Origin of the sequence: Pseudoalteromonas sp. 19-MNA-CIBAN-0066 (assembly GCF_040308705.1) — a bacterium.
Taxonomy (GTDB): domain Bacteria; phylum Pseudomonadota; class Gammaproteobacteria; order Enterobacterales; family Alteromonadaceae; genus Pseudoalteromonas; species Pseudoalteromonas nigrifaciens.
Genome location: NZ_JBEONZ010000007.1, coordinates 68368 through 93589, shown reverse-complemented (window position 1 = coordinate 93589; position 25222 = coordinate 68368). Strand labels below are relative to the sequence as shown.

Genomic DNA, 25222 nt, shown 5'->3' with positions numbered 1-25222 from the left:
TAAGCGACTTCTATGGTGATGTTCGCTTTAAGTGATGTTATACTCTGGCCGAATAATTTTTCGACTTTATTAAGAGTAAACTAATGGCAGATTTATCGAAGTACAGAAACATTGGTATTTTCGCGCACGTTGATGCGGGTAAAACTACCACCACTGAGCGTATACTAAAGCTTACTGGTCAAATCCACAAAAGTGGTGACACGCACGATGGCACATCAGTTACAGATTTCATGGATCAAGAGTCTGAGCGCGGTATTACTATTCAGTCTGCGGCTGTAAGCTGTTTCTGGAAAGATCACCGTTTTAACGTTATCGATACTCCTGGACACGTTGACTTCACTGTTGAAGTTTACCGTTCACTTAAAGTATTAGATGGCGGCATCGGTGTATTCTGTGGCTCTGGTGGTGTTGAACCACAATCAGAAACTAACTGGCGTTATGCGAATGAGTCAGGTGTAGCACGTGTTATTTTCGTAAACAAATTAGACCGTATGGGTGCTGATTTCTTCCGTGTAACTAATCAAGTACAAAAAGTACTTGGTGCAACTCCATTAATCATGACTTTACCAATCGGTAGAGAAGATGAGTTTGTTGGTGTTGTTGACGTTCTAACCAAGCAAGCATATGTTTGGGATGCGACTGGTCTTCCAGAGAACTACACTATTGAAGACGTTCCTGCAGACATGGTTGACCAAGTTGAGGAATACCATGAGTTACTTATCGAAACTGCTGTTGAGCAAGACGATGAGCTACTAGAAACGTACATGGAAGGTGTAATCCCTTCAATTGAAGATGTGAAGCGTTGTATTCGTAAAGGTACTCGTGACCTTGCTTTCTTCCCAACATACTGTGGCTCAGCATACAAAAACAAAGGTATGCAGCTTATTCTTGACGCAGTTGTTGATTACTTACCATCTCCTACAGAAGTTGATCCTCAACCTCTTATGGATGAAGAAGGTAATGAAAACGGCGAATTCGCTATCGTATCTACAGACCTACCATTTAAAGCGTTAGCATTCAAAATAATGGATGACCGTTTTGGTGCGTTAACATTCGTACGTATTTACTCAGGTAAACTAAACAAGGGTGACACTATCCTTAATGCGTTTACTGGTAAAACTGAGCGTGTTGGCCGTATGGTTGAGATGCAAGCAGATGACCGTAATGAATTAGCTAGCGCACAAGCTGGTGACATCATTGCTATCGTAGGCATGAAAAACGTGCAAACTGGTCACACATTATGTGATCCTAAGCACCCAGTAACACTTGAGCCAATGGTATTCCCAACTCCAGTAATCTCGATTGCTGTACAGCCTAAAGATAAAGGCGGTAATGAGAAAATGGGTGTTGCTATCGGTAAAATGGTTGCAGAAGATCCATCTTTCCAAGTTGAGACTGATGAAGATTCAGGCGAAACTATTCTTAAAGGAATGGGCGAGCTTCACTTAGATATCAAAGTAGATATCCTTAAGCGTACTTACGGTGTAGACCTTATTGTTGGTCAACCACAGGTTGCTTACCGTGAAACTATCACTAAAGAAATTGAAGATAGCTACACGCATAAGAAACAGTCTGGTGGTTCTGGTCAGTTCGGTAAAATTGATTACCGTATTAAGCCAGGCGAAGTTGCTTCTGGTTTCACGTTTAAATCATCTGTTGTTGGTGGTAACGTACCTAAAGAATTCTGGCCTGCAGTTGAGAAAGGCTTTAAGTCAATGATGGGCACTGGTGTTCTAGCTGGCTTCCCAGTACTTGACGTTGAAGTTGAGCTTTTTGATGGTGGCTTCCACGCAGTGGATTCATCAGCAATCGCGTTCGAAATCGCTGCTAAAGGTGCTTTCCGTCAATCTATCCCTAAAGCGGGTGCACAACTTCTTGAGCCAATCATGAAAGTTGACGTGTTCACGCCGGAAGATCATGTAGGTGACGTAATCGGTGACCTTAACCGTCGTCGTGGTATGATGAAAGACCAAGAGCCTGGTTTAACTGGCGTTCGCATTAAAGTAGACGTACCGTTATCAGAAATGTTCGGTTACATCGGTTCATTACGTACAATGACATCAGGTCGTGGTCAGTTCTCTATGGAGTTCTCACATTACGCACCATGTCCTAATAACGTTGCTGAAGCTGTAATCGCTGCAGAAAAAGAGAAAAAAGCTGCTAAGTAATTAGCACCTTAACTCTTTAAAAAAACCCGCACATGTTGCGGGTTTTTTATTGCCCATAATTTATTGCATAAAGCGCACTGTTAATTACCTAATGGTATAAAAGTTACAAATAATTAAAATAAAAAATTAGTAAAACATATTTATAAACAACTAGTTGACATTGTTTTTGTCATTACTAAATAAGTAGTAGTAACAATTGAAATAGGCTCAGTGCTGATGTAGGATTCGCGAGAGCAAGCCTCAACTGAGGATAGATTGCATATGTGGAAGTCTCCAAGTGGGATATTGATTATATTTATTTTTATATAAGACGTTTACGAACATGATTAAGTTAGTGCCTAATTGGTCTCTACAACTGTTTAAATATATTACTGTTATAGGCTTATTTCTTTTAATACCTATATTTTCCACCGTTACTTTTAGAGTGGCGATAATCGTGTTGATACCAACACTACTCACATTTTTTATTGTTAGTAAGATGAACTTACAGCTATTACATTGCTACAAGCCTGGCATATGTTATAAACGAATATTTGGTGAGCGTTATATTAGTAGAGAAGAGATAAAATCTATTTCCTTTAAGTCATTTTTTATTAATACTATTTTTAAAGTATCTCTATTAAATGGTAGAAGTATATATTTTTACAATTGGAGATTAGATGAGAAAACTCGTACTGCCATTTATAAATTATACAGTGATAAAGTAATTGGTTAATTATCTATAATTACGAGCTTGCTTTGTTTTGTAAATATAACCTAATCTAGTAATAAAAAAGGAGCTATTTGTAGCTCCTTTTTTATTTTAAAGTGTGGCGCTAGCTAAGCTTTTTAATTAGCTTTTCTTTTAGCGCTTTCATCTTTGGCGAGCGTGACTTATTAAAGCTTTGTATTGGCATGGTAACCAAGTGCTCTTTTGGCAATGCGGGTATAGTTAAAGGGTATTGCCCTGCGGTGGGTACCGAAACCTCTTTAAGGTGCACTTTAAGTGCCTCTAGCATGGTATCGTTATCTACTTCACTAGGGCAGATAAATATACCTAGCTTTCTGAGTTTAACCCCCAGTTTTATACTGCTTGAATAACGCACTATAGGTGCAGCTAGTACTAAACCTAGTAATATAGGTGATAGCCACCAAAAAAATACCGGCGTGAAGTAATACGCTGTGCTACCCCAAGCAATAGCGACCAAAGTAGAAAATAACGTATAACTAAACGCTTCTTTCCATGGCACCATACGGCCTTCTCGTGGTTGAGCATCCCACTTAACTTTTTTTCCTAAAAACACACAAACAACAAAATAAGCATGAAACACCATCATTAATGGAGCCATGACAATAGCAAAAACTGTTTCTATAATTGCGCCTAACGTAAGCTTAATAGCACCACCGAAGCGGTTTTTTCTGTGCACCAAGGTTACGATTATACCCATTAGTTTTGGTAGCAATAAAATAACAATAGTAAGATAGAGCAGAGCATCAATTAAATCGGTTTTAGCTATTTGCCAAGTAGGGAACAATTGATAAGCGCGGTTAAAATAAACGTCGCTATTTAAAGCACGTGTTACGGCATCAACCGTACTTAACGCGAGCATAAGTAACCATATTAATGACGAAATATAAGCGGTAGCGCCAAGTAAAAAGTGAAATTTGCTCATCAGCTTTAACTTTGGTGACGGGAGTAATCCAATGTGTTGAATATTACCCTGTACCCAACGTCTGTCGCGCACGGCATAATCTAAAATATTACTTGGGACTTCTTCATAGCTGCCTTCAATATCTGCAAGTAGTAATACTTCCCAATTTGCACTGTGTAGTAATGATGCTTCTACAAAGTCATGGCTGAGTATTTCACCACCAAAAGGAGCATTGCCTTTAAGTGTGGGTAAACCACAGCAGTCAATAAATGCGCTTACTCTAATTATGGCATTATGGCCCCAGTAGTTTGCTTTATCGGTTTGCCAAAATGCCGATCCTGTTGCCAGCATAGGGCTATAAAGTACCGAAGCAAACTGTAAAAAACGACCAAAAAAGGTATCTTGGCGTACCGGAATAGGAATGGTTTGAATAAGTCCTACTTGCGGGTTGTTAATCATGCTTGCCGTTAGCTCTAGCATGCATTTACCTGTCATAACGCTGTCGGCATCAAGCACAATCATATGATCGTACTGGCTTCCCCAGCGCTCACAAAAGTCGGTTAAATTACCTACTTTACGGTGTTTATTATCTTCGCGGCGACGATAAAACAACTGCTTTGATGTCTCGCCTAGGCGCTCACACAAAGCATGCCAAGCACTTAGTTCATTTTTAGCTATTGTTGGATCTTGTGTATCACTGAGTAAATAAAAATCAAAGTTGGCTAATTCCCCAGTCTCTTTTAATGACTGTAAGCTCACTTCAAAGCCTGCAATAACGCGGTGTGTATCTTCGTTATAAATAGGCATTACTATGGCAGTTTTTTGCTGAGAAAATGCCTGACTATCAAGCTTTATAGGTTTTATGCGCCTAAGGGTAAGCGGATCAATACGCAGTAACTGCAGTACAAACCCTATAGTACCACTACAAAATGCGGTAACAATCCATGCAAAGGTAATTGAAAATAATGCCAGCAAAGCATATTCAAGTGGTGTCATACCATTTGAGTTTAAAATTTCAAACATAATAGAGATGCCATACGCAGATATACCAATTGCGGCAATGGCAAATAACCAAATACGAAGTGCCTTAAAGGGCATAGATATTTTGGTGGTTTGTTTACTTGATGTCATTTGGATACCAAACATAACTCCATACCTCGCTAATTTCTTTATCATGCAGCTTTAACGATAAGCGCATGTCTACAGGTTTACCGTTTTGTGGAGCTATTTTAAAAGCAACTCGCCAGCCTAATGAATCAGGTAATTTTTGCACAGTTACATCTCTAACCTCACCCGTTGTTAATTGGATGTCGGCATTTAAATTTAACTTTTCTGAAAGCTTATTTATATCAGGCCCAGCAAAATCAACCGTAAATTGGCGATGGCTTTTAGGTGGCGGATTATCTTCACCCGGTAATGCCGCGCTACCAATGCGAGTGCGAACTGCGCGTGCCTTATCATGCTGAGTTAAGTAAGCATTAAAGGTGGTCATTTTATAGCTTAGCTTTAACGAATCGCCTGCTTTAAATGGTTTTTCAGGTACCCAGTAGCTCACTATGTTGTCGTTTGTTTCTGTATCTGTCGGTATTTCTACCAGCTCTACTCGACCATTTCCCCAGTCACCTTCAGGCTCTATCCACAGGCTAGGGCGGTTGTGATAATGCGCTTCAATATCAAAGTAATTATTAAATTCACGATCACGTTGCGCTAAGCCAAATCCCTTAGGGTTCTCGTATGAAAAAGAGGTTACGCTAAGTTGCGACGGATTATTAAGCGGACGCCAAATCCAGTTGTTATCCTGAGATTGGGTTAACAGTCCGTCTGAGTCATGCACTTCTGGGCGGTAATCGTCAAAAAACTTAGTGCTGTTTTCGCCGTGATAAAACATGCTTGTTAGTGGTGCTACGCCTAATTTTTTCACGTCTTTACGGGCAAAAATTTGCATATCTACTTTAACGCTGGTGTTGGTGGTAGGGTCAATACTAAACTTATAAGCGCCGGCAACCGATGGGCTATCAAGCAGTGCAAAAATGATAATGTTAGTTTGTTCTGGCTGTGGTTTTACTAGCCAAAACTCTTTAAACACAGGAAACTCCTCACCAGACGCTTCAGCAGTATCAATTGCTAACCCTCGCGCCGATAGGCCATACACTTGATTAGGCCCAACAACTCTAAAATAAGAAGCACCTTGAAACACCATTACTTCATCTTTGTACTCAGTGGTATTAATTGGGTAATGCAGCCTAAATCCAGCATGGCCTAATTGTTTATTGGCAACACTCTTGGCTATTTCATCTTTTAAAGGTGCTGCAGTACCATCGTACTGATAAAAGTCAGTACTAAACGGCAAACGGCTAAGTTTAGAATCGCTATCAACTGTATTAATTGTTACTGGTGTTTTATATAAAAAGCCGGGGTGAAACAACTGTAGCTCGTAAAGACCTTCACCTTTCCACATTGACTTGTCTTGTTTAAAACGAATAGAGCGATAATCTTGATACTCAATATTATTTAGCGCATCTAGCTCGATGTTTTTAGGGGCAATATACTCCTCACTCGCTAATTTTTGAGCGCGGGCGCTGATCACATCAAATAAACTGTCTTGCGGGATGGCAACGTCAAGCGTGGCGGAAAATGCTTGCTGAGCTGAAAAAACAAGAAACAAGCTAAGTAATGGTACTGAGGCTTTTTTCCATGTTGATATTAGGTGAATTGGTGCTTTCATTTTCGTTCCTTTATAAAAACATGACTTATTTTTACAGTTAAGATTAATATCGATTTATTAATTTGTTTCATTGGTACTTTTAATAATAAACGTATAAAAAGGCTCAAGTATGCTTTGTTGTTTACAGGCTAAATACGAGAGTGAGTAGATTTAGTACGGATAGTACACAAAGTTTACTGAAGCTTGTCTGAATTACATTTGTGTAAAAAGAGAAAAGCCGCAACAGCGGCTTTTTAACAATTATAGTGTTGGCTTTTAGCTTTTAAACCTGCGAAATAAAGTAAGAGGTACCAAAAAAATAGTTAACCAAAATAATGAGCCAGAGTCATCGTCATCATTTTGAGCCTCATCACTATTAACATTTATAGTAACTGTTTGCTCTAATGATATATTGTCAGCACTATCCTGGGCTTGCACAACTAAAGTAATAAGACTTTGTTGTTCATAATCAAGTTCAGCAGTCACCACGATCTGACCCTGGTTGTTAATAGTTACGCTATTGCTACCCGACACAATAAATTTAACAACGGGAGAGTCATTAGCATTTGGATCGCTAAACGCTAACTGGCCAATCACAGTACCAACAGGGCTATTTTCATTAACAATAAATGTCTGGTTAGCTGCTATAACTGGGGTTTGCTCCTCAGGTGTTAAAATAACCTCAGATTTTATATCAACAATTATTGGATCGTGATCTGATGCACGATATGGGCCTGCTGCGTATAAGCTTGATTGTTGAGCATCACTTTTAAACTCGACATTGTAATCGAGTAAAGTGGGCTCATCGGCATTAATATGCCAATCATTCGTTGCAACTATTTTGCTTAATAATGATGGGCTTACTAAGGCATAATCTAAGCTACCCGCACGTCCAGAAAAACTATAAGAGTAGCCAAGGGTATTACCATCAAGCTCTGCAACTGCATTTTTATAGCCATTGTCGGCAAATGCACGAATAGGATCTTCCATGGCATAGGCATTTAAATCACCAATAAGAATAATATCCTCATCATCAATACCGGTTGGCTTGCTATTAAGCCAGCTTGCGTATGCATTAGCGCCGGCAACGCGTGTTTCATTCCAACATGCTTGGCCATCACTTTTATCTTGGTTTGCTCCTGTTGCGCTACTGCAACCACCTTTTGATTTAAGGTGCGCTACTGCAGCGGTAAATACCTCATCTGTTGCTAATACTTTAAAGCTTTGTGCAATTGGTGGGCGGTTTCCAAAGTCAAACGGAGGTTGTGTGGTGATTGCTGCACTACCTACTTCTACTACTCTATTTACACGATAGATTAAGGCTGTGGTAATTGCATCACTACCAATTTTATCAAGGCCAAAATTAACAAATGCATACTGGTTAGCTGTGTCAAAGTCGTTAAGCGCATTTACTAAGCTAGCAATTGCACTAAACTCACCAAAGCCATCGTTTTCTATTTCCATTAAGCCAATAACATCGGCTTGTATTGCACTAATAGCACTAACAATTTTAGCTTCTTGACGAATAAACTCAGCTTCACTATCGGCACCACGACTAGTGGGGAATCCGGCCCCCTGACCATCGCCATTAAAATAATTAAGAACGTTAAAGCTAGCTACCCTTAGATCCGCATCTACGTGAAGTTCGGGAGCATTTTTACGTGCATTGGTAGTGATAAACTGCGGTGTTATGGTAGGGTGAATGCGATAAGTATCAAAGCTATATGCAAGCACCCCAGTTACAGTGTTAACGGTATCGCCAGTGCGTAGCGTATTTTCGGCAGATAAACCCGGTATAGGGTAAATTGGCTCAATATTTTGTAAAGTTGAGCCATCGTCTAAAAGAATTCTTTTAGTTAAGTTATTCGCTTCAAGTGTGTTGGCGGCATCACCGGGCAGGGCAACTTGTGTACCTTGATACAAACGCTCGGTTGCCAGCTCTATTTCACCATAGCGTCCTAAACCAAAGTTATTAGTCACTATTAATGGCTGCTCTAGTGTAATAAGCATGCCTTCAAATGCTTCTAAATCTGTTGTATTTGTAACTGGGAGTGAGATTTTAGTTGCTGATACAGTTAAACCCGAATTGCAAACGGCCACTTGGGTAACGCTACCAATTTGAGTGGCATTGAAATACTCTTCAACACTGCCTTGTACACGCACATGGTCGCCTACACTCACATTTGCTGCTGCAAAATAAACAAAGATGCCTTCAGAGGTTAGTGGGTTAGTATCGTCATCAACAGGTAAAGAGCTAATAAAAAAGCCTTTTAACTGATTGTCACCTTGGAAGTTGGCCGTTACAACCCCTTCTAACTCTACTGTAGTATTAACCAATGGGCTGGCAGCACCAGTACCTTGAATGGCGTTAATGGTTGTTTTATCGTTGCCACATATCAGTGGTTCAAGTGGCTCTGGTTCAGGTTCAGGTGTTGTGCCGATACCAAAAAAACCTAGCCCTGAAAAGTCGTTTTTATCAAATTGTAGCCATTCGTCACTTGGGTTAAAAGTGGAGTCAGGGGTTGCCCGACCAATAAGAATATTTTCCTTACGGCGTAGCGTTTTATCTTTTGTAGTTACGCCCCCGGCAGACCAAATTTCTTTTACCCCACGCTGCCCAAAACTGTCAATAACATTAGAGCCTTGCATTAGTACTAATGCGTCGTCACCATTAAAGTTAACTGCACCACTAAATAGCTGAGCTTTTAATTTAAGCTCATCATTTGCTCTAGAGTCTGAAGTGACAATAACATAGGTACTGTTTGCAGCAAGCAACCCCGTAAGCTCTTCAGTTACACTGGCTGATCCAGAGCCATTTGAATACAAGCTAAGTGAGTAGCCATTTAAAGAAACCTCTGCGGATGATGTGTTATAAATCTCAATAGCTTTATTAAAGCCACTTCCCTCAACATATTCAGAAATTATCAGTTCGGCAGAGGCTGATGCACTAATGCTTGCAATAATAAGCGCTAATGGGGTTATTTTTGTTTTAAACATTGGTCATTATTCCCGTTTATAATTCCAGATAGGATATTAGTTTAGAGAATAAATATTACAAAAATAATATTCAGTGTGAATGATTGTAAATGCAAAGTAAGGCGGGCTTGTTGCCCGCCTTGTAAGGCTTACTTTTTAGCTAAGTATTGTGCAGCTTGCTTAGCAAAATAGGTAAGAATGCCGTCGGCGCCAGCACGTTTAAACGCCAGTAACGACTCCATGATAGTGGCCTCTTCAGCTAACCAGCCGTTATCAATAGCAGCTTTGTGCATAGCGTATTCCCCACTTACTTGATAAGCGAAGGTTGGCACGCCAAACTCATCTTTAACTCGGCGTACAACATCCAAATATGGCATGCCAGGTTTAACCATTACCATGTCGGCGCCTTCTTGCAAATCAAGCGCGACCTCGCGAATGGCTTCGTCAGAATTAGCTGGATCCATTTGATAGGTTTTTTTATCAGCACCCTTTAAGTTACCGGCAGAGCCTACCGCGTCTCTAAATGGGCCATAATAGCTTGAGGCGTATTTAGCTGAGTAAGCCATAATGCGAGTGTGAATGTAGCCATCGGCTTCAAGTGCCTCGCGAATAGCGGCAATTCTGCCATCCATCATGTCCGAAGGGGCAATAACGTCAGCACCTGCTCGGGCGTGCGACAGTGCTTGCTTAACTAGTATGTCAGTTGTGATGTCGTTAATTACATAGCCACTTTCATCAATAATGCCGTCTTGTCCGTGGGTGGTAAACGGGTCTAGCGCGGCATCAGTAATTACACCTAACTCAGGGAATGCTTCTTTTAATGCACGTACTGTACGTTGTGCTAAACCATCATCGCTATACGCTTCTTCAGCATGTAATGACTTTTTGTCGGCCGGTGTTACCGGGAAAATAGCAATGGCGGGCACACCGAGCTCAACCAGTTCTTTGGCTTCTATAAGCAGTAAGTCAATTGATAAGCGCTCGATACCGGGCATTGATTCAATTGCTTCACGACGGTTTTTACCTTCGAGTACAAATACCGGATAAATAAGATCATTAACGCTAAGCTGGTTTTCAGCCATAAGACGGCGTGAAAAATCATCGCGGCGCATTCTGCGCATGCGAGTATATGGGAAAAGATCTAGACCAGATTGGGCCATATTTATACGCTCCTACTTTTGGATTGTGGGATTGGAAAATTAATCACTTGGTTACGACCATGCTGCTTGGCAAAATACAGTGCTTTGTCGGCACGTTCGGTAAAAATTTCAGGATTATTTATATCTTCAGCAACGCTAGTATACACTCCCGCGCTGATTGTAAATGAAATAGTAGTGCCAGCCACATGCACATTATTAGTAGCAATAGCGTGGCGAATTTTTTCAGCAATGGCTATCGCGCCATCATTTTGGGTATTGGGTAATAACACCACAAATTCTTCGCCGCCGTAACGTGCTACTTCATCAAGCGGGCGCTGTAATTGCTTTTTAATAGTATCAGCAGCAGTACGAATAACCTGATCGCCAGTTAGGTGGCCATAGGTATCGTTTATTACCTTAAATTTGTCTATATCAAGCATAATAACACTTAATGGTGTTTGTTCGCGACGCGAGCGGCGCAACTCCATCACTAATTTTTTATCAAAAAAGCGCCGGTTTTTAATACCAGTTAAGGGATCTTCCATGTTTAGCTGTTCAAGCTCACGGTTTTTTTCTTCTAGTTCTCTTAGTGTTACTTGTAACTCAAAAGTACGCTCATCTACTTGTGTTTCGAGCTCTTGACGCACGCTTTCTTGTAAAGATAGCCGCTCATGTAATAAGGCATCTTGGGCAGCACTTTTGGCTATTAAGGTTTGTTGAGTAGTTACTTGTTCATCGCGCTGTAAAATAAAGAGTTTCATCACCGCATATCCAAGGGAGAAAGCGCAGCTAAGAGAGCAAATAAACACAAAAGCCACTCTACTGTTTGTAAATATATAAAGCCCTGAAACAGTAATAATAAAATAAACAATTGCGGCTAAAAAGCTGCATAAAGCTAGCAAAAGTGCTTTTTGGGGTTCTGATGGGTTTTGGCGAATACAAAGTAAGGTTGTTACAACATAGTAGCCTAAAACAATGGGAGTGGTAATAAAGCAAAATAAGGTGACAACAAGTGTGGGAAAAAGCCAAACAAACGCAATAAGCAGTGCATATATAGCTATTATAATTTTTTGCACTTTAAACCATGTAACGGTTTTAGGCTGACATACCTGTTGCTGTAGAGGTAAGAAAAGTACCGTTATCAGCATCACCAACATGGGGATCATAAGTTGTACTGTGCCCGCAGAACGTGTGTGGATGAAACTAAAGCCACAAATAAAATATAATAAGATGCTGAGCATTAATGTTATAGCGCCCGTGTAAGCAAAGTATTGCTTACGCGAAAAAGCATACAAAATAAGACAGCTAATCGCTAAAGAAAAAACAAAGCCAATTAATAATCCGTAAAGCAAATTAAGCTTACTTTTATATGTAAAGAGCGCATCTGCCTGCCATAAGGTTAAAGGCACGCGTAACCCTGAGCTATTGCTCACTTTAACAATAACAGTGGTATTACTGTGGGCAGGAAGCGTTAATTTTACCAGCAAAGGTTCGTTTTTTATTTGTTGTTGTGGCAGTAAAGGAGGGGCATTAATATTTATTGAGGAGGATCGTCGCTTATCGAGTAAGTGATATACCTGTACTTCATTTAATAGCGGATTATCGATAGAGAGTATTGGCGTTACACGCGTATTGAGCGTATTTTTAATTGTAAATTGGATCCAAACAGGGCGTTGTTCAATCCCTAAATTAAGTGGTTTGTTGGTTAACGTTTGCCACTGTTTAAGATCGCTCTGCTGGGCGGTTGCTATGGATGTAGGCGCAAAAGAATAATAAACAGAGTTAATTTTTTCAGATGTAAACTGCTCATCGATCTCTATCGTATTAGCGGCTGCTAAACCAGCAAAAAGGATAGTTAATAAGCTTAATAACACCCCAATAACTTTCATTACTTAGCTTTTAAACCAAAAACATTATAAAAGTTTAGAGTAGTTTGCTGCGCTATTGCCTCAGGAGTAAGGTTGTATAATTGGGCAATTGTTTCGCACACATAAGTTAATAATGCAGGTTCATTACGGCGAGATTTAGGCTTTGGGCTAACGGTGCGCGGAATCAAAAAAGGCGCATCAGTTTCTATTAACAGTTTATTAAGAGGGATACTGGGGATTAATTGTTGTAGTTCTTTTCCACGGCGTTCATCGCAAACCCAGCCGGTAATGCCGATATAAAGCCCTAACGCTAAGTAGCTTTTTAATGCCTGAGCGTTACCTGTAAAGCAATGTAATACGCCGCGTACATTAAATTCTTTTAAAATACTGAGCATGTCTTCGCTGGCATCACGTTCATGCAAATATACAGGTAAGTTTAGCTGTTCAGCTAGGGCAAGCTGGCGTCTAAGTACACTTCGTTGTACATCGCGAGGCGAAAAATCACGGTTATAATCAAGGCCGCACTCCCCAATGGCTATAACTTGTTTATGGCTTGCAAGTTGAGTGAGTTGCGTCTCAAGCTCATCAGTAGCCGATTTAGCATCGTGAGGATGTACGCCTGCTGTAGAAAATTGCTGATGCTCTATAGCCAGCTCAAGCGACTGCTCACTGGCTGCTACATCGCAGCCTATAATCAGCATATGCTTTACTCCCGCAGCATTAGCGCGGGCAATAATATCTTGATGCTGTTTATCAAACTGATGGTTAGTTAAATTAACCCCAGCATCAATTAAGCTGTATGGCATTATTGAGTACGTTTAACGCGTATAGAGCGGTTTTGACCTTCTTTTTTTAATAAAAAAGAATTAAATACACCACGACTAATAACCACGTTGTCATCTTCTTTTAGCGTTATGCCGTCAGATCCAATTTGGCGCCATTGTTGGCCGTTTTCTAGAGTAATAATTAACTCACCATAAGCTGCTTCTTTAATGGCTGATACAGTTGAGCTAATAGAGCTGTCATTTTCTTTCGCAATATTTTTATGCTCTAAACCAAACTCTTCTGCTTGTGTTACCGCTACAGCAACAGGTGCGGTGGCTTCTGTATTTGTTGGTGAGAGTGTTTTATTTACAGTAGGCTTGCTCAGCGGTTTACCGGCAACCGTATTATCGTAACAAAGCAGGCGGTTAAAGTCGTTTTCAATAAAGCTACATGCTTGCAGTGCTTGCTCGTTAATAGCTGTGGCTGCAAAAGTCGGTGCGCTTAACAAAACTAATAGTGAGAGTAGTTTTTTGTTCATGTTATTCCTCAGATTCTTGTTGTGGTTTAGCGGTATAAAATTTAGCTAAAATTAGGCCTAGCTCAAACAAAATAAGCATAGGTAGCGCTAATAAAGTTTGTGACAATACATCGGGCGGTGTTAAAAACATCGCTACTACAAAAACACCCACTACAATATAGGGACGTTTTTCTTTTAAGCTTTGCGTTGTTGTAGCGCCGCTCCAGCACAGCAGCATAATGGCTACTGGAATTTCGAAAGCGACACCAAAGGCAAAAAATAGTTTTAGTACAAACCCTAAGTAGCTACTAATATCCGGTGCTAAGGTGAGCATTGCAGGACCCGCACTGGTAAAAAAGCCTAAAATAATTGGCAGTACTACAAAGTAGCAAAAGGCAATACCACCATAAAACAAAAAGATGCTTGAGGCGAGTATTGGCATTAACATGCGTTTTTCGTGCTTATACAATCCCGGAGCTATAAAACCCCAAACCTGGTGTAATATCCACGGAATAGAGGCAAATAATGCGACAAATAACGTTAGTTTAAAAGGGGCAAAAAATGGCGCTGTGACATCAGTTGCTATCATGGTTGCAGTGCTTGGCAAATGTGAAATTAATGGCGCTGCAACAAATGTATAAATGTCGTTTGCAAAATACACTATTGCAATAAAAATAACTAAAATGCTTAATAGTGATTTAATCAGCCGATCGCGTAATTCAATTAAATGCGCGACAAACCCCGATTTTACTTCCTCAGCCATTATTTTTTATACCATTTAGTAAGTTGACCACAAAGTGAGAAATTAATTTCACTTTGTATCATCAATATTTTGCTTATTAGAGGGATCGATTTGATTTTTTTTATAACTGTGGGTCACAGACTGAGCGGCCTGTTGAAGTTCAGTTAGTGAACTTTGTAGTTCAGGACTTAAATCGGTTAAGTTTTGTTGCTCCGCTTTTTTAAGGTTTTCGTGTAATTCGTGCACACGCAACTCTTCGCTCACTTCAGCTTTCACTGAGTTAGCAAGCGACTTTGCAGTTTTTATCCATCGGCTTACCGTTCTAATTGCTACAGGTAAACGCTCTGGACCAAGCACCACTAAACCAACAATTAAAACAACAATTAGCTCCCACATCCCCATGCTAATTAAACCTTGTTATTGTCTTTATTTTTTTCAGTATGGGCAGAATCAAGCGGTGCACTTTCTTCTGATTTTTGAATCTGCTCTGGCTTTTCTTTATCTGTATTTTTTTCGTCAGACATTGCTTTTTTAAAGCCTTTAACTGCTCCACCTAAATCACCACCAATACCGCGTAATTTTTTAGTGCCAAACAAAAGTACAATAATTGCTAATACAATCAATAACTGCCAAAGACTAATACCGCCAAATCCCATGTTTATCTCCCGTTTTCATAATTATAAAGTGTATATTTTAAATACTAATTATACGCCTAAAAACGTAAATAGCACTTAGTTTATGTGCTACGCCATGCTGCTATAAAACCAATAATAGCGCTACTTATAGCGATACTTGCAGCAATTAAATCGTGCTGTAAATAAAATAATGCAGCAATAACCATAGCCGCACTGCTAAACAAACCTAAAACCAAAGGTTTATGAGATCCCTTCGGAGCCTGTACTTGAATTTGTGGTGGGCGTTTTAAGCTTTGATAAATTAGATCGGGCAGCTCTGGCATTTTTTCGGCCCAAAAGGGTAATTGTGCATACATTTGCTTTATAACCGATAACGGACCAACTTGTTGCTTAACCCAGTCTTCTAAAAAGGGCTTAGCGGTTTTCCATAAATCTAATTGTGGATAAAGCTGGCGGCCTAAACCTTCAACATACAGTAAGGTTTTTTGCAGTAATACCAATTGTGGTTGTACCTGCATATTAAAGCGCCTTGCAGTATTAAATAAATTAACCAATACATGACCAAACGAAATTTCAGCTAAAGGCTTATTAAATATAGGCTCGCAGACAGTGCGAATAGCAAATTCAAACTCTTCAATACTGGTGTCGGGCGGTACCCAACCCGAGTCCACATGCAACTGCGCAACTTGGCGATAATCACGATTAAAAAAGGCTATAAAGTTTTCCGCTAAATAGCGTTTATCTTCTTTGTTTAAGGTGCCCACAATACCGCAATCTATACCAATATATTTAGGGTTTTCGGGGTGCTCACGAGAAACAAAAATATTACCTGGGTGCATGTCAGCATGAAAAAAGCTGTCTCTGAACACTTGGGTAAAAAACACTTCAACGCCACGCTCAGCCAGTAGTTTCATATTGGTGTTTTGCGCTAATAAAGCATCAGTATCTGATACCGCAATACCATAAATACGCTCCATTACTAATATATTATGGCGGCTGTAATCGCTATAAACGGTAGGGATGTAAAGCGAATCTGAGTCTTCAAAGTTACGTTTAAGTTGAATGCCGTTTGCACCTTCGCGCATTAAATCAAGTTCATCAAGTAGAGTCTTTTTGTACTCTTTTACTACTTCCACAGGACGCAGACGTTTTGACTCGTGGTGTACTTTTGCTAACACCTTAGCGAGCTTTTCCATTAAGGCTAAGTCGGCGTTAATTTGTTGATTAATGTTAGGGCGGATTACTTTAATAACTACATCTTGCTCTATACCATTTGTGTCAACTAACGTTGCGGTATGTACTTGTGCTATTGATGCCGACGCCAGTGGTGTTTGTGAAAACTCACTAAAACGCTCGCTTATGTCATTAATTTCGAGAGCTTTTTCTATTATTTTTTGTGCAAGTTCGCCGGGAAAAGGTTCAACCTGATCTTGCAAAAATGCCAGCTCTAATGCAATTTCGTGCGGCAGTAAGTCACGACGCGTAGAAAGCATTTGGCCAAACTTAACCCATACTGGGCCAAGCTGTTGTAGGGCTAAACGTAATCGCAGCCCTGCTGGCTTATCTTTATGCTGATTACGCAGCCAAAATAAACTACCTCGGGCTATTTTCGCAAACCAAGGGATTTTATGTTTTGGTACTAACTCATCTAATCCGTAGCTAAGCAGTGTTTTAGTGATGTAATACAGTCGTGCAGTTGACACAAAAAATCCTTAGCGGGTAGTCAAAGTGGTTAGTAAGGCATTAATACGTTGTTCTATAGCAGCAACTTGGCCTTTAAGCTCACGGTTTTGTTGTTTAAATTGTTTAAGCTCTAACGGATGAATGGTAATTGCCAATTCATCTTGGCATAAGCTTGTTAGGGTGCGGCTTAACTGCGCTTTTGCTTTATTGCCGTGTTGCTGGAGCGTTTTGAAGTGTAAATATAATTGTTGTGCGGGAGCATCACCAAGGTGCGATGAAAGCTGCTCAGGCCAATCTATATCTAGTGTTGAAAATGCATTGCTATAGGTTTGAGCTATGTTTAAATCGCCTTGTAAATCAAGTTTGTCTTGGCGAATTAGCTGGGTAAGCATGGCTGGGTTTTTTAGCGCAAGCAGGGTGTTAAGGTCGGCGCTAATCATGCAATCTGCGTCTGTATCACTGGTTGCGCTATATAAATGAAGTTGCTTGTCGCTAAACACTAGCTGCAGCTTTAGCTGAGAGCCCCTAACATCAACGACTAAGCGCTGATGCTTAACTGCTGCCAACTTTCCCGATAGGCTTGTATCGAGTTTAAGTGCTTGATTAAGTATTCGCTCCACGAGCGAAAGTACTAAGTTGGGTAACATAAAAAAATCATTTGAGGGAGCCTCAGTAGAATTTTTTTCGGTTGCTTGCTCAAGCGCCATAATTATTTACCTTAGTATTTAAAGCCACGATGCAGCGCAACAATACCACCGGTTAAGTTTTGATAAGTGGTTTGCTCAAAGCCTGCATCAGACATCATGCTTTTAAGCGTGTCTTGATCTGGATGCATACGAATCGACTCAGCTAAATACTTGTACGATTCGCTGTCGTTTGCCACTAACTTACCCATAGTTGGTAATAAGTTAAATGAATAAAAGTCGTATGCTTTACTGAGTATTTCATGCTCTGGCTTTGAAAACTCTAATACCAGTAAGCGCCCGCCTGGTTTTAAAATGCGGTACATTGAACGTAATGCTTTGTCTTTGTCGGTTACATTACGTAAACCAAATGCAATAGTGATCAGATCAAAGCTATTATCTGGGAATGGTAAGGCTTCAGCGTTCATTTGCACGTAGTCAATATTGCCAACTAAGCCTAAATTATGGAGTTTTTCACGGCCCACTTTTAACATAGACGAGTTAATATCACCGAGTATAACCTGACCGGTTTCTCCGACTAGTTGGCTAAATTTTGCAGTTAAATCGCCCGTACCACCGGCTAAATCTAAAACATGGTGGCCTTTACGAACGCCAGAGCTAGCTATTGTTTGACGTTTCCATAAACGATGTACCCCAAAAGACATTAAGTCATTCATTACGTCATATTTTGCCGCAACTGAATGAAATACGTCTGCAACCATTGAGGCTTTATCGTTTTCGGCTACCGTTTTATAGCCAAAATGCGTGGTCTTTTGTGGTGTTTCGCTCATCATTAATCTCTATCGTGGTAATAAAGACTAGTGTACTTGATTGTGCCCTGAAGGTGCAATTTGAATATGATTTATCAGCTAATTAATGCTCCGCAGTAAAGCTATTTTGCCCTAAAGAGCGTGCTTTAAATGCCGCATTAGAAGCACTTTTAGTTAATTGCTCAAAGTCAGCTTGTTGTTGCTGCGCAATCCCCAAAGAGAGCTTAATTGCAGGTAATGCCAGCGCGTTTTTTGAGCTGATAAAGCGCAGCTTTGCAACACCAGCGCGTACTTTTTCTGCAATTAAATTGGTTGTTTCACAATCTACGTCGGTAAGTAGTACAGTAAATTGATCTTTTGCAGTACGCCCCGCTAGGCCGCTTTGAAACACATATTTTTGTACTTGTTTAGCCACTTTGCTTAAAATTGCTTCTGCGATTACATCGCCAAAGTTATCAATAAAGTGATCTAAATTGTCTATTTGAATAGCAATAGCACAAACCGGTTTATGTTGATTTGCCCATATTTGCACTTGCTTGGTTAAATAATGGCGTTTATACAAGCCAGTTTGACTATCAATAATATGTTGTTTACGCAGGGTGTTAAGCTGCTTTTTAGTTTTTTCGTGGAGTTGTTTAGCATTACTTAATTGTTGTTTAAACTGTTTGTGTTGCGTTAACAGTGTTGCTGTTTGCTGATCTAGCCTTGTAAGTGCGATCCGGCTATTTTTAATGTTATTTTCATCAAGCGAATGCATACACTCGCTAATATGGCCGGCAAAATTAATAAATTGTTTTTCAGTGTGTTGTGCGCTTTTAGACAGCGAGTTAATTACCCCATTAACATTCTCTATCATCGACACTTCAGTGGCATGGCCTTGATTTAAATGCTCAAAATAGAGTTGCTCGGTAAATAAACTGTCAATAAGAGTGTTACTTGCAATAGCGCGCTCAATGGCGCTATTAAGGTCGTTGTTTACTTGGCTAATATAAGTATAAACAACCTGATAATTAAGTGGTGTAGGTGGCAAAACATGGCGCTCTAAAAATACACACACTTTTGTCATTTTATCTTGTGCTACAGCCATAGAGTCATGGAACATCATTTGCAAATACCAACTAAATACATATGCGTATTAATTTATAAACTCATCCAATGAAGCGTTTCGCATCCAAGCACTTGTACCATAATCATTATATCGGTTATTTAAAAGTAAAAACGACAGTTAGTTATCTAAATTGTAACTTTAGCAACATAATGGCTGCTTTTATCATCAATTACTTTTTGTTTCATTCAAAAGCATGTTTTATTACTGGTTATTAAATACCAACCTGCTTATATCAGTCGTATTAGTTTTTGCGTGCTTGGTCGTATTTATCTTGCTATTTATTTAGCCTGCGATAGGTTTACAAAATCTATTTAATTGTGAAGCTATATAATAATGAATCAACTTTTATCTCGACCATTACGCCACTCGCTACTGGGAATTACTTTTTTATGCACCTTAAGTGCATGCCAAACAACCTCACTTAATGCCGATAAGCAATTTACTCAAGTTGCCGAAAACATTGTGCAAAATAGACAAGATGCTAGCCCTTATAATAATCCTCAGGGTGTAGATGGCTACTTACTACCTAACTTAACTGCCGAGTATTTAGCGCAAGAATATAAAAAAAATACCCAGCTACTTGCCGATTTAGATACGGTAAACATTGATAAGTTAAGTGATGAAAATCGGATTAACTTTAGTATTTTGCGTGCTCAAGTGCAAAATAGCGTGGATGAGTATGTATTTAATGCCCACTATATGCCGCTTACATCTGAATATGGGTTTCATTCAAGCTTGTCGTTTATGGTTAAAAGTTCACAATATAAAACGTTACAAGATTATAAAAATTATTTAGCGCGATTAGCTCAGGTACCACGCTTTTTTGAGCAAAATGTTTATTGGATGAAACAAGGTTTAGCAATAGGGTTAACGCAGCCTAAAGCTGTACTTAAAGGTTATGAAGATTCAATTAGTGTTTATATTGTTGATGATGTAACACAATCTGAATTTTATCAGCCATTTTTAACGAATACTGCAGGCTTAAGTAGCAGCGAATTTTATGAGCTGCAACTCCAAGCTAAAACAATAATTAAAGAACAAGTAATAGCAGCATATAAAGATTACCTCACCTTTTTTACTGAAGAGTATCAAGCAGGTGCTCGAGACAGTATTGGTATTTCGGCAACGCCTAATGGGGCTGCTTTTTATGCTAATCGCGCCAAGCATTACACCACTACAGATATGACCCCAAAAGAAATTCATGAGTTGGGCCTAAAAGAAGTGGCACGTATTCGTAGCGAAATGGAAGAGGTAATAAAAGAAGTTGGTTTTAAAGGCACGTTCGCTGAATTTATCCACTTTTTACGTACTGATCCGCAGTTCTACGCAACTACTCCAGAGCAGTTACTAAAAGAAGCTGCTTATATTGCTAAAAAAATGGATGCGCAACTGCCTAGATTATTTCATACCTTGCCGCGCAAACCTTATGGCGTAGTGGCTGTTCCCGCCAATATTGCTCCTAAATATACTACAGGGCGTTACTCGGGTTCGAACCGCGACGATCAAGCTGGTTATTACTGGGTAAACACTTATGCGCTAGATAAGCGACCTCTTTACGCGCTAGAGGCGTTAACGCTGCATGAAGCTGTACCAGGGCACCATTTACAAATATCACTTAATGCTGAGCTAGAAAATTTGCCGAGTTATCGTCGTGATGCTTATTTATCAGCATTTGGCGAGGGGTGGGGGCTTTATTCTGAGTACTTAGGAATAGAAGCTGGGTTTTATCAAGATCCATATAGCCGTTTCGGACGTTTAACCTATGAAATGTGGCGCGCTGCACGTTTAGTTGTTGATACGGGAATGCATATGTATGGCTGGAGCCGTGAACGCGCGATGAACTTTATGGGCGATAACACTGCTTTGTCGTTGCACAACGTTAAAACTGAAACAGATCGTTATATTTCATGGCCTGCGCAGGCGTTATCGTATAAAATTGGAGAATTAACTATTAAGCGCTTACGTAAAGAAGCGGAGCAGGCCCTTGGCCAAAAATTTGATGTGCGAGAGTTCCATCATCAAGTGCTACGCCATGGTTCAGTACCGTTATCTGTACTTGAGCAGCAAATTCGTTTGTATATTAAAAACGAACTAGCTAAACAGGATATTTAATTAATCCGCATCAATCGTAATGGCTTATATTAGGGTCTGTTTATCTTTCAAGGTTAAATTTGCAGCAGTGTGTTTGGTATTTAGGCAAGGCAGAGCCTATGTGGTGTGGTTACTCCCCATAAATAGGCGATAACGTAGCATCAATGCCAAACATGCGCTGCCCGAAGGGTTCTGCCTAGGGGCGATTGACTCTTTGTTGCCTACATGGATGTAGGTAAGGGGCGTGAGCAGGACGCGGAAGCTTTGCTCGGTTTTTACTTAGCCCACTAGGTTACAAACCTCGCGCCGTGATTAAATCGCCCCTAGTTTGAACAAATTTCAATCCGCAAAGGTCAACAGACCCTAGGGTTATAAATTAATAAAATGCGCATATCATCTATAATAAGTGATATGCGCATTTGTCTATTGAAGCCATTTTCATTTATTGGCGAAAAAGTACTGCAGAGGGGTTTTGAGTGAACAATTTTATAGTTCTAAGTATTAATGTATTTGCGAGCCTTTTTATTGTTGTATTAGGGTTTATAGTTTTATCGGTTATTATTTTTTATTTTAGAGATATAACCCAAACAAAGCATGCAATTAGGCGCAACTATCCGGTAATTGGTCGGTTTCGATATTTTTTTGAGCGCCAAGGCGAATTTTTCCGCCAGTACTTTTTCGCACTTGATAGAGAAGAAATGCCGTTTAATCGTGCTGAACGTAGTTGGGTATATCGCGCTGCAAAAGATGTTGATCATACTGCTGCGTTTGGCTCGACTCAAAGCCTTGAAGTAACCGGTACAGTGATGTTTATGAACTGTGCATTTCCTACTTTAGATGAAGAAGCGCTCGATCCTAGTAATGTGACTTTAGGCCCTTACTGTAAAACACCTTACACCACTAATTCAATATTTAATATTTCAGGTATGAGTTTTGGTGCTTTGTCAAAACCTGCAGTACGTGCTTTATCTAAAGGAGCTAAGCTTGCTGGCTGTTGGTATAATACCGGTGAAGGCGGTTTAAGCCCGTATCATTTAGAAGGCGGGGGAGATATTGTATTTCAAATTGGTACTGCTAAATACGGTGTGCGCGACGATAATGGCAATTTAAGCACTGCTAAATTAAAAGAAATAGCAGCTCACGAACAAGTAAAAATGTTTGAAATAAAGCTAAGCCAAGGCGCTAAACCAGGTAAAGGCGGTATGTTACCAGGGCGAAAAGTTAACGCTGAAATTGCAAAAATACGCGGTATTCCCGAAGGGCAAGATTCAATTAGCCCTAATGGCCACCTTGAAATTAAAAAGCCGTCAGATATTCTTGATATGTTGGCAACCGTACGTAACGCAACCGGTAAACCAACCGGCTTTAAAGCGGTAATTGGTGAGTATACTTGGTTAGAAACTCTTTTCGCTGAAATAAATCATCGCGGTATTGAGTCAGCGCCCGACTTTATTACTATTGATAGTGCAGACGGTGGCACAGGCGCCGCACCACAGTCATTATTAGATTCAGTGGGCTTACCACTGCGAGAAAGCTTGCCATTAGTAATTAATTTGTTAGAAAAACATGGGCTCAGAGAGCGAGTAAAGGTTATTGCCTCAGGTAAGTTAATCGTACCCTCTAAAGTTGCATGGGCATTAGCACTGGGGGCTGATTTTGTTGTATCTGCTCGCGGCCATATGTTTGCACTAGGGTGTATTCAAGCAATGCAATGTAATAAAGACACTTGCCCTACAGGGATCACCACGCACGACAAGCGCCTGCAACGTGGCTTAAATGTGGCAGACAAAGCACAGCGTGTGGCAAACTATAATAAGTATGTGCACTATGGAGCGGGCTTAATCGCGCACTCGTGCGGCGTATCTAGTGCGCGAGAGTTAAAACGTGAACATGTGCGTATAGTTCAAGAAAGTGGTCTTTCAGAGCCATTAGATAAAATTTACGAAAATTATAAATAACACAGTGAGCATTAAATATATGAGTGCTTAAGCGCACTAAACTAAGCTGCTTTTTTATGCACTCAATATTTATTAGGTCATTAATTAAGGCCCATTGTTACGTAATATAACAATGGGCCTTAATTTTATTTATTTATTATTTGCTTGAATGCCGGTAATTTTTAAACGCTCTAATTCACAGCTAAATAAAAATTCCAGCACTTCTAAATGACGACGAACTTCATCAATATTTCGCCCTACAGCATATAAACCATGGCCACGTATAAGCACTCCGTGTTCAATAGGTGTGTGTAAATGATGGTCGCTTACCAATAAACTTAAATGGTCTATGTCTTGGTCGTTATTAAAAATAGGAATGCTTAGGGTTTCTAAATGCGAGGTAAAACCGGTTAAAGCTTTTTGCATTTCGTAGCCAGTTAAATCGAGTTTATGACTTTTTGTTATTTGCGAAAGCACGGTAGCCGCAACAGAATGCGTGTGCAGTACACATTGCGCTTCGGGAATTAGCTGATACAAGCTCAAGTGCAGTTGTGTTTCGGCTGAGCGTTTTTTTGTTCCTGCCAAAGGCTTGCCTTGTAGATCTAGCTGTAAAAAGTGCTCATTGGTCAACTTGCCTTTATCTTGGCCACTAGCTGTTATTACAAAGCCCGACTCAGTTCTTGCTGAAAAATTCCCACCGGTTGCGGGTATCCACTCTTTTTGGCTAACCCACTTCCCAGCTTCAATAAGTTGCGAAATAGCGGTATTGTTGTTTTGCATATATTCCTCACAAACGAGCATCAGTTAATTGTATTTAGACGGCTAAACTTCTATCTTAAGTGATGGTAGCACCGCTTTGCGTGCAAAACCACAATTAAGGATATAGAGTGTTAATAACTAAGCTACCAGCATAAGGTATGTTTTATCAAACTCTAATAACAATTAAGTTGGTTTAGCTAAAAACACTAAAAACTTAAAAGAGGGCGGCACAAAGCTATGTCAACTTTAACACTTACATTATTGCAAAGCTCACTACACTGGCTCGATAAAGACGCTAATTTAGCTATGTTTAATAAGCAGTTAGATGCAGTGACTCAGCAGTCAGACTTGATTTTACTGCCCGAAACCTTTGCCACAGGCTTTGCAATAAACTTAGATTGCGCTGAGCCTGAAAACGGCAAAGTACTTACCTGGTTAAAGGCGCAAGCGCATAAACATAATGCAGTAATTGCAGGCTCAGTATTTGTTACGCAAGGCAGTAAAAAGGCCAATCGGTTTTATTGGGTGCAGCCCAATGGAGAAGTAGACTTTTACGATAAGCGTCATTTGTTTTGTTTAGGCAACGAAGGCGACTTTGTAGTAGCAGGACAAGCGCGCAAAGTGTTTACTATTAATGGCTTTAAGCTATTACCACAAGTGTGCTACGACCTACGCTTTCCGGTATTTCAGCGCAATAACAACGATTACGATGTAATGATTAATATTGCTAATTGGCCCGCAGTGCGACGCCATGTTTGGGATACATTATTAATGGCGCGAGCGATGGAAAATGTATGTTATGTGGTTGGGGTAAATCGCATTGGTGATGATGCCAATGGTGTTGCTCACAATGGTGGCACAGCGGTATATGACTTTAAAGGTGATGCTTTAGTAAAAGCTGCAGATAATAGCCAAGCGCTAATAACCACTACTTTGCACAAAGCACCATTAAATGACTTTAAGGCTAAATTTCCGGCGCATTTAGATGCGGATGCTTTTAACTTAGTATAAAGCAGCTTAAATTAGCCAGCGGCTAATTAAGTGTT

Annotated in this window: 19 protein-coding genes; 4 read left to right on the top strand and 15 right to left on the bottom strand. The window is 40.0% G+C overall.

Going from position 1 to position 25222, the window contains the following annotated elements; all coding sequences use genetic code 11:
- Positions 1-83 precede the first annotated feature (83 nt).
- Positions 84-2168: an elongation factor G gene (gene fusA, locus AAEZ18_RS06655; RefSeq protein WP_011329565.1), complete on the top strand. Its 2085-nt coding sequence runs from the start codon at positions 84-86 to the stop codon at positions 2166-2168.
- Between the two features lie 815 nt (positions 2169-2983).
- Here fusA and mdoH read toward each other — a convergent pair.
- From mdoH to AAEZ18_RS06585, 14 genes are all read right to left on the bottom strand, one after another.
- Positions 2984-4945 carry a glucans biosynthesis glucosyltransferase MdoH gene (gene mdoH, locus AAEZ18_RS06650; protein ID WP_350550452.1) on the bottom strand — a complete coding sequence of 654 codons (1962 nt, stop codon included), beginning with the start codon at positions 4943-4945 and terminating at the stop codon, positions 2984-2986.
- Entirely contained in the window at positions 4917-6524 is a 1608-nt protein-coding gene (locus AAEZ18_RS06645; protein ID WP_089368882.1) for a glucan biosynthesis protein G, read from the bottom strand. The genes mdoH and AAEZ18_RS06645 overlap by 29 nt, the downstream gene beginning before the upstream one ends.
- Positions 6525-6779: 255 nt before the next feature.
- Entirely contained in the window at positions 6780-9500 is a 2721-nt protein-coding gene (locus AAEZ18_RS06640) for an ExeM/NucH family extracellular endonuclease (protein ID WP_089368881.1), read from the bottom strand.
- Positions 9501-9628: 128 nt separating this feature from the next.
- The gene (gene hemB, locus AAEZ18_RS06635) at positions 9629-10639 is read right to left on the bottom strand and encodes a porphobilinogen synthase (RefSeq protein ID WP_011329560.1); all 1011 of its coding nucleotides are present in this window, start codon (positions 10637-10639) and stop codon (positions 9629-9631) included.
- A 2-nt stretch (positions 10640-10641) separates the two neighbouring features.
- Positions 10642-12507, bottom strand: a complete 1866-nt coding sequence (locus tag AAEZ18_RS06630; RefSeq protein WP_089368880.1) for a sensor domain-containing diguanylate cyclase — start codon at positions 12505-12507, stop codon at positions 10642-10644.
- The gene (locus tag AAEZ18_RS06625) at positions 12507-13292 is read right to left on the bottom strand and encodes a TatD family hydrolase (protein ID WP_089368879.1); all 786 of its coding nucleotides are present in this window, start codon (positions 13290-13292) and stop codon (positions 12507-12509) included. The genes AAEZ18_RS06630 and AAEZ18_RS06625 overlap by 1 nt, the downstream gene beginning before the upstream one ends.
- Positions 13292-13789 (bottom strand): hypothetical protein, encoded by a 498-nt coding sequence (locus AAEZ18_RS06620; RefSeq protein ID WP_011329557.1) that lies wholly within the window; start codon positions 13787-13789, stop codon positions 13292-13294. The genes AAEZ18_RS06625 and AAEZ18_RS06620 overlap by 1 nt, the downstream gene beginning before the upstream one ends.
- A 1-nt stretch (position 13790) precedes the next feature.
- Complete coding sequence (tatC, locus tag AAEZ18_RS06615; protein ID WP_011329556.1) at positions 13791-14531, bottom strand: twin-arginine translocase subunit TatC; 741 nt, start codon at positions 14529-14531, stop codon at positions 13791-13793.
- A 48-nt stretch (positions 14532-14579) separates the two neighbouring features.
- Positions 14580-14912, bottom strand: a complete 333-nt coding sequence (gene tatB, locus AAEZ18_RS06610; RefSeq protein WP_008467380.1) for a Sec-independent protein translocase protein TatB — start codon at positions 14910-14912, stop codon at positions 14580-14582.
- A 5-nt stretch (positions 14913-14917) separates the two neighbouring features.
- A complete protein-coding gene (gene tatA, locus AAEZ18_RS06605) occupies positions 14918-15166 on the bottom strand; it encodes a Sec-independent protein translocase subunit TatA (RefSeq protein ID WP_008467382.1) in 249 nt (82 codons plus the stop codon).
- Between the two features lie 80 nt (positions 15167-15246).
- Complete coding sequence (ubiB, locus tag AAEZ18_RS06600; protein WP_011329555.1) at positions 15247-16848, bottom strand: ubiquinone biosynthesis regulatory protein kinase UbiB; 1602 nt, start codon at positions 16846-16848, stop codon at positions 15247-15249.
- Positions 16849-16857: 9 nt separating this feature from the next.
- Complete coding sequence (locus AAEZ18_RS06595; protein WP_350594069.1) at positions 16858-17535, bottom strand: ubiquinone biosynthesis accessory factor UbiJ; 678 nt, start codon at positions 17533-17535, stop codon at positions 16858-16860.
- Between the two features lie 11 nt (positions 17536-17546).
- Positions 17547-18302 (bottom strand): bifunctional demethylmenaquinone methyltransferase/2-methoxy-6-polyprenyl-1,4-benzoquinol methylase UbiE, encoded by a 756-nt coding sequence (gene ubiE / locus AAEZ18_RS06590; RefSeq protein WP_011329553.1) that lies wholly within the window; start codon positions 18300-18302, stop codon positions 17547-17549.
- An 82-nt stretch (positions 18303-18384) separates the two neighbouring features.
- A complete protein-coding gene (locus AAEZ18_RS06585) occupies positions 18385-19368 on the bottom strand; it encodes a GGDEF domain-containing protein (RefSeq protein ID WP_041454617.1) in 984 nt (327 codons plus the stop codon).
- 354 nt (positions 19369-19722) lie between these two features.
- Between AAEZ18_RS06585 and AAEZ18_RS06580 the strand changes: the two genes are divergently transcribed.
- Together AAEZ18_RS06580 and AAEZ18_RS06575 are read left to right on the top strand one after the other, a co-directional pair.
- Positions 19723-21501 carry a DUF885 domain-containing protein gene (locus tag AAEZ18_RS06580; RefSeq protein WP_350594068.1) on the top strand — a complete coding sequence of 593 codons (1779 nt, stop codon included), beginning with the start codon at positions 19723-19725 and terminating at the stop codon, positions 21499-21501.
- A gap of 455 nt (positions 21502-21956) precedes the next feature.
- Positions 21957-23438: an FMN-binding glutamate synthase family protein gene (locus AAEZ18_RS06575; protein WP_011329550.1), complete on the top strand. Its 1482-nt coding sequence runs from the start codon at positions 21957-21959 to the stop codon at positions 23436-23438.
- 129 nt (positions 23439-23567) lie between these two features.
- Here AAEZ18_RS06575 and AAEZ18_RS06570 read toward each other — a convergent pair whose 3' ends face one another.
- Positions 23568-24197: a methylthioribulose 1-phosphate dehydratase gene (locus AAEZ18_RS06570; protein ID WP_086994421.1), complete on the bottom strand. Its 630-nt coding sequence runs from the start codon at positions 24195-24197 to the stop codon at positions 23568-23570.
- A gap of 216 nt (positions 24198-24413) precedes the next feature.
- Between AAEZ18_RS06570 and AAEZ18_RS06565 the strand changes: the two genes are divergently transcribed.
- Positions 24414-25187: an amidohydrolase gene (locus AAEZ18_RS06565; protein ID WP_197182256.1), complete on the top strand. Its 774-nt coding sequence runs from the start codon at positions 24414-24416 to the stop codon at positions 25185-25187.
- Positions 25188-25222: the final 35 nt, after the last annotated feature.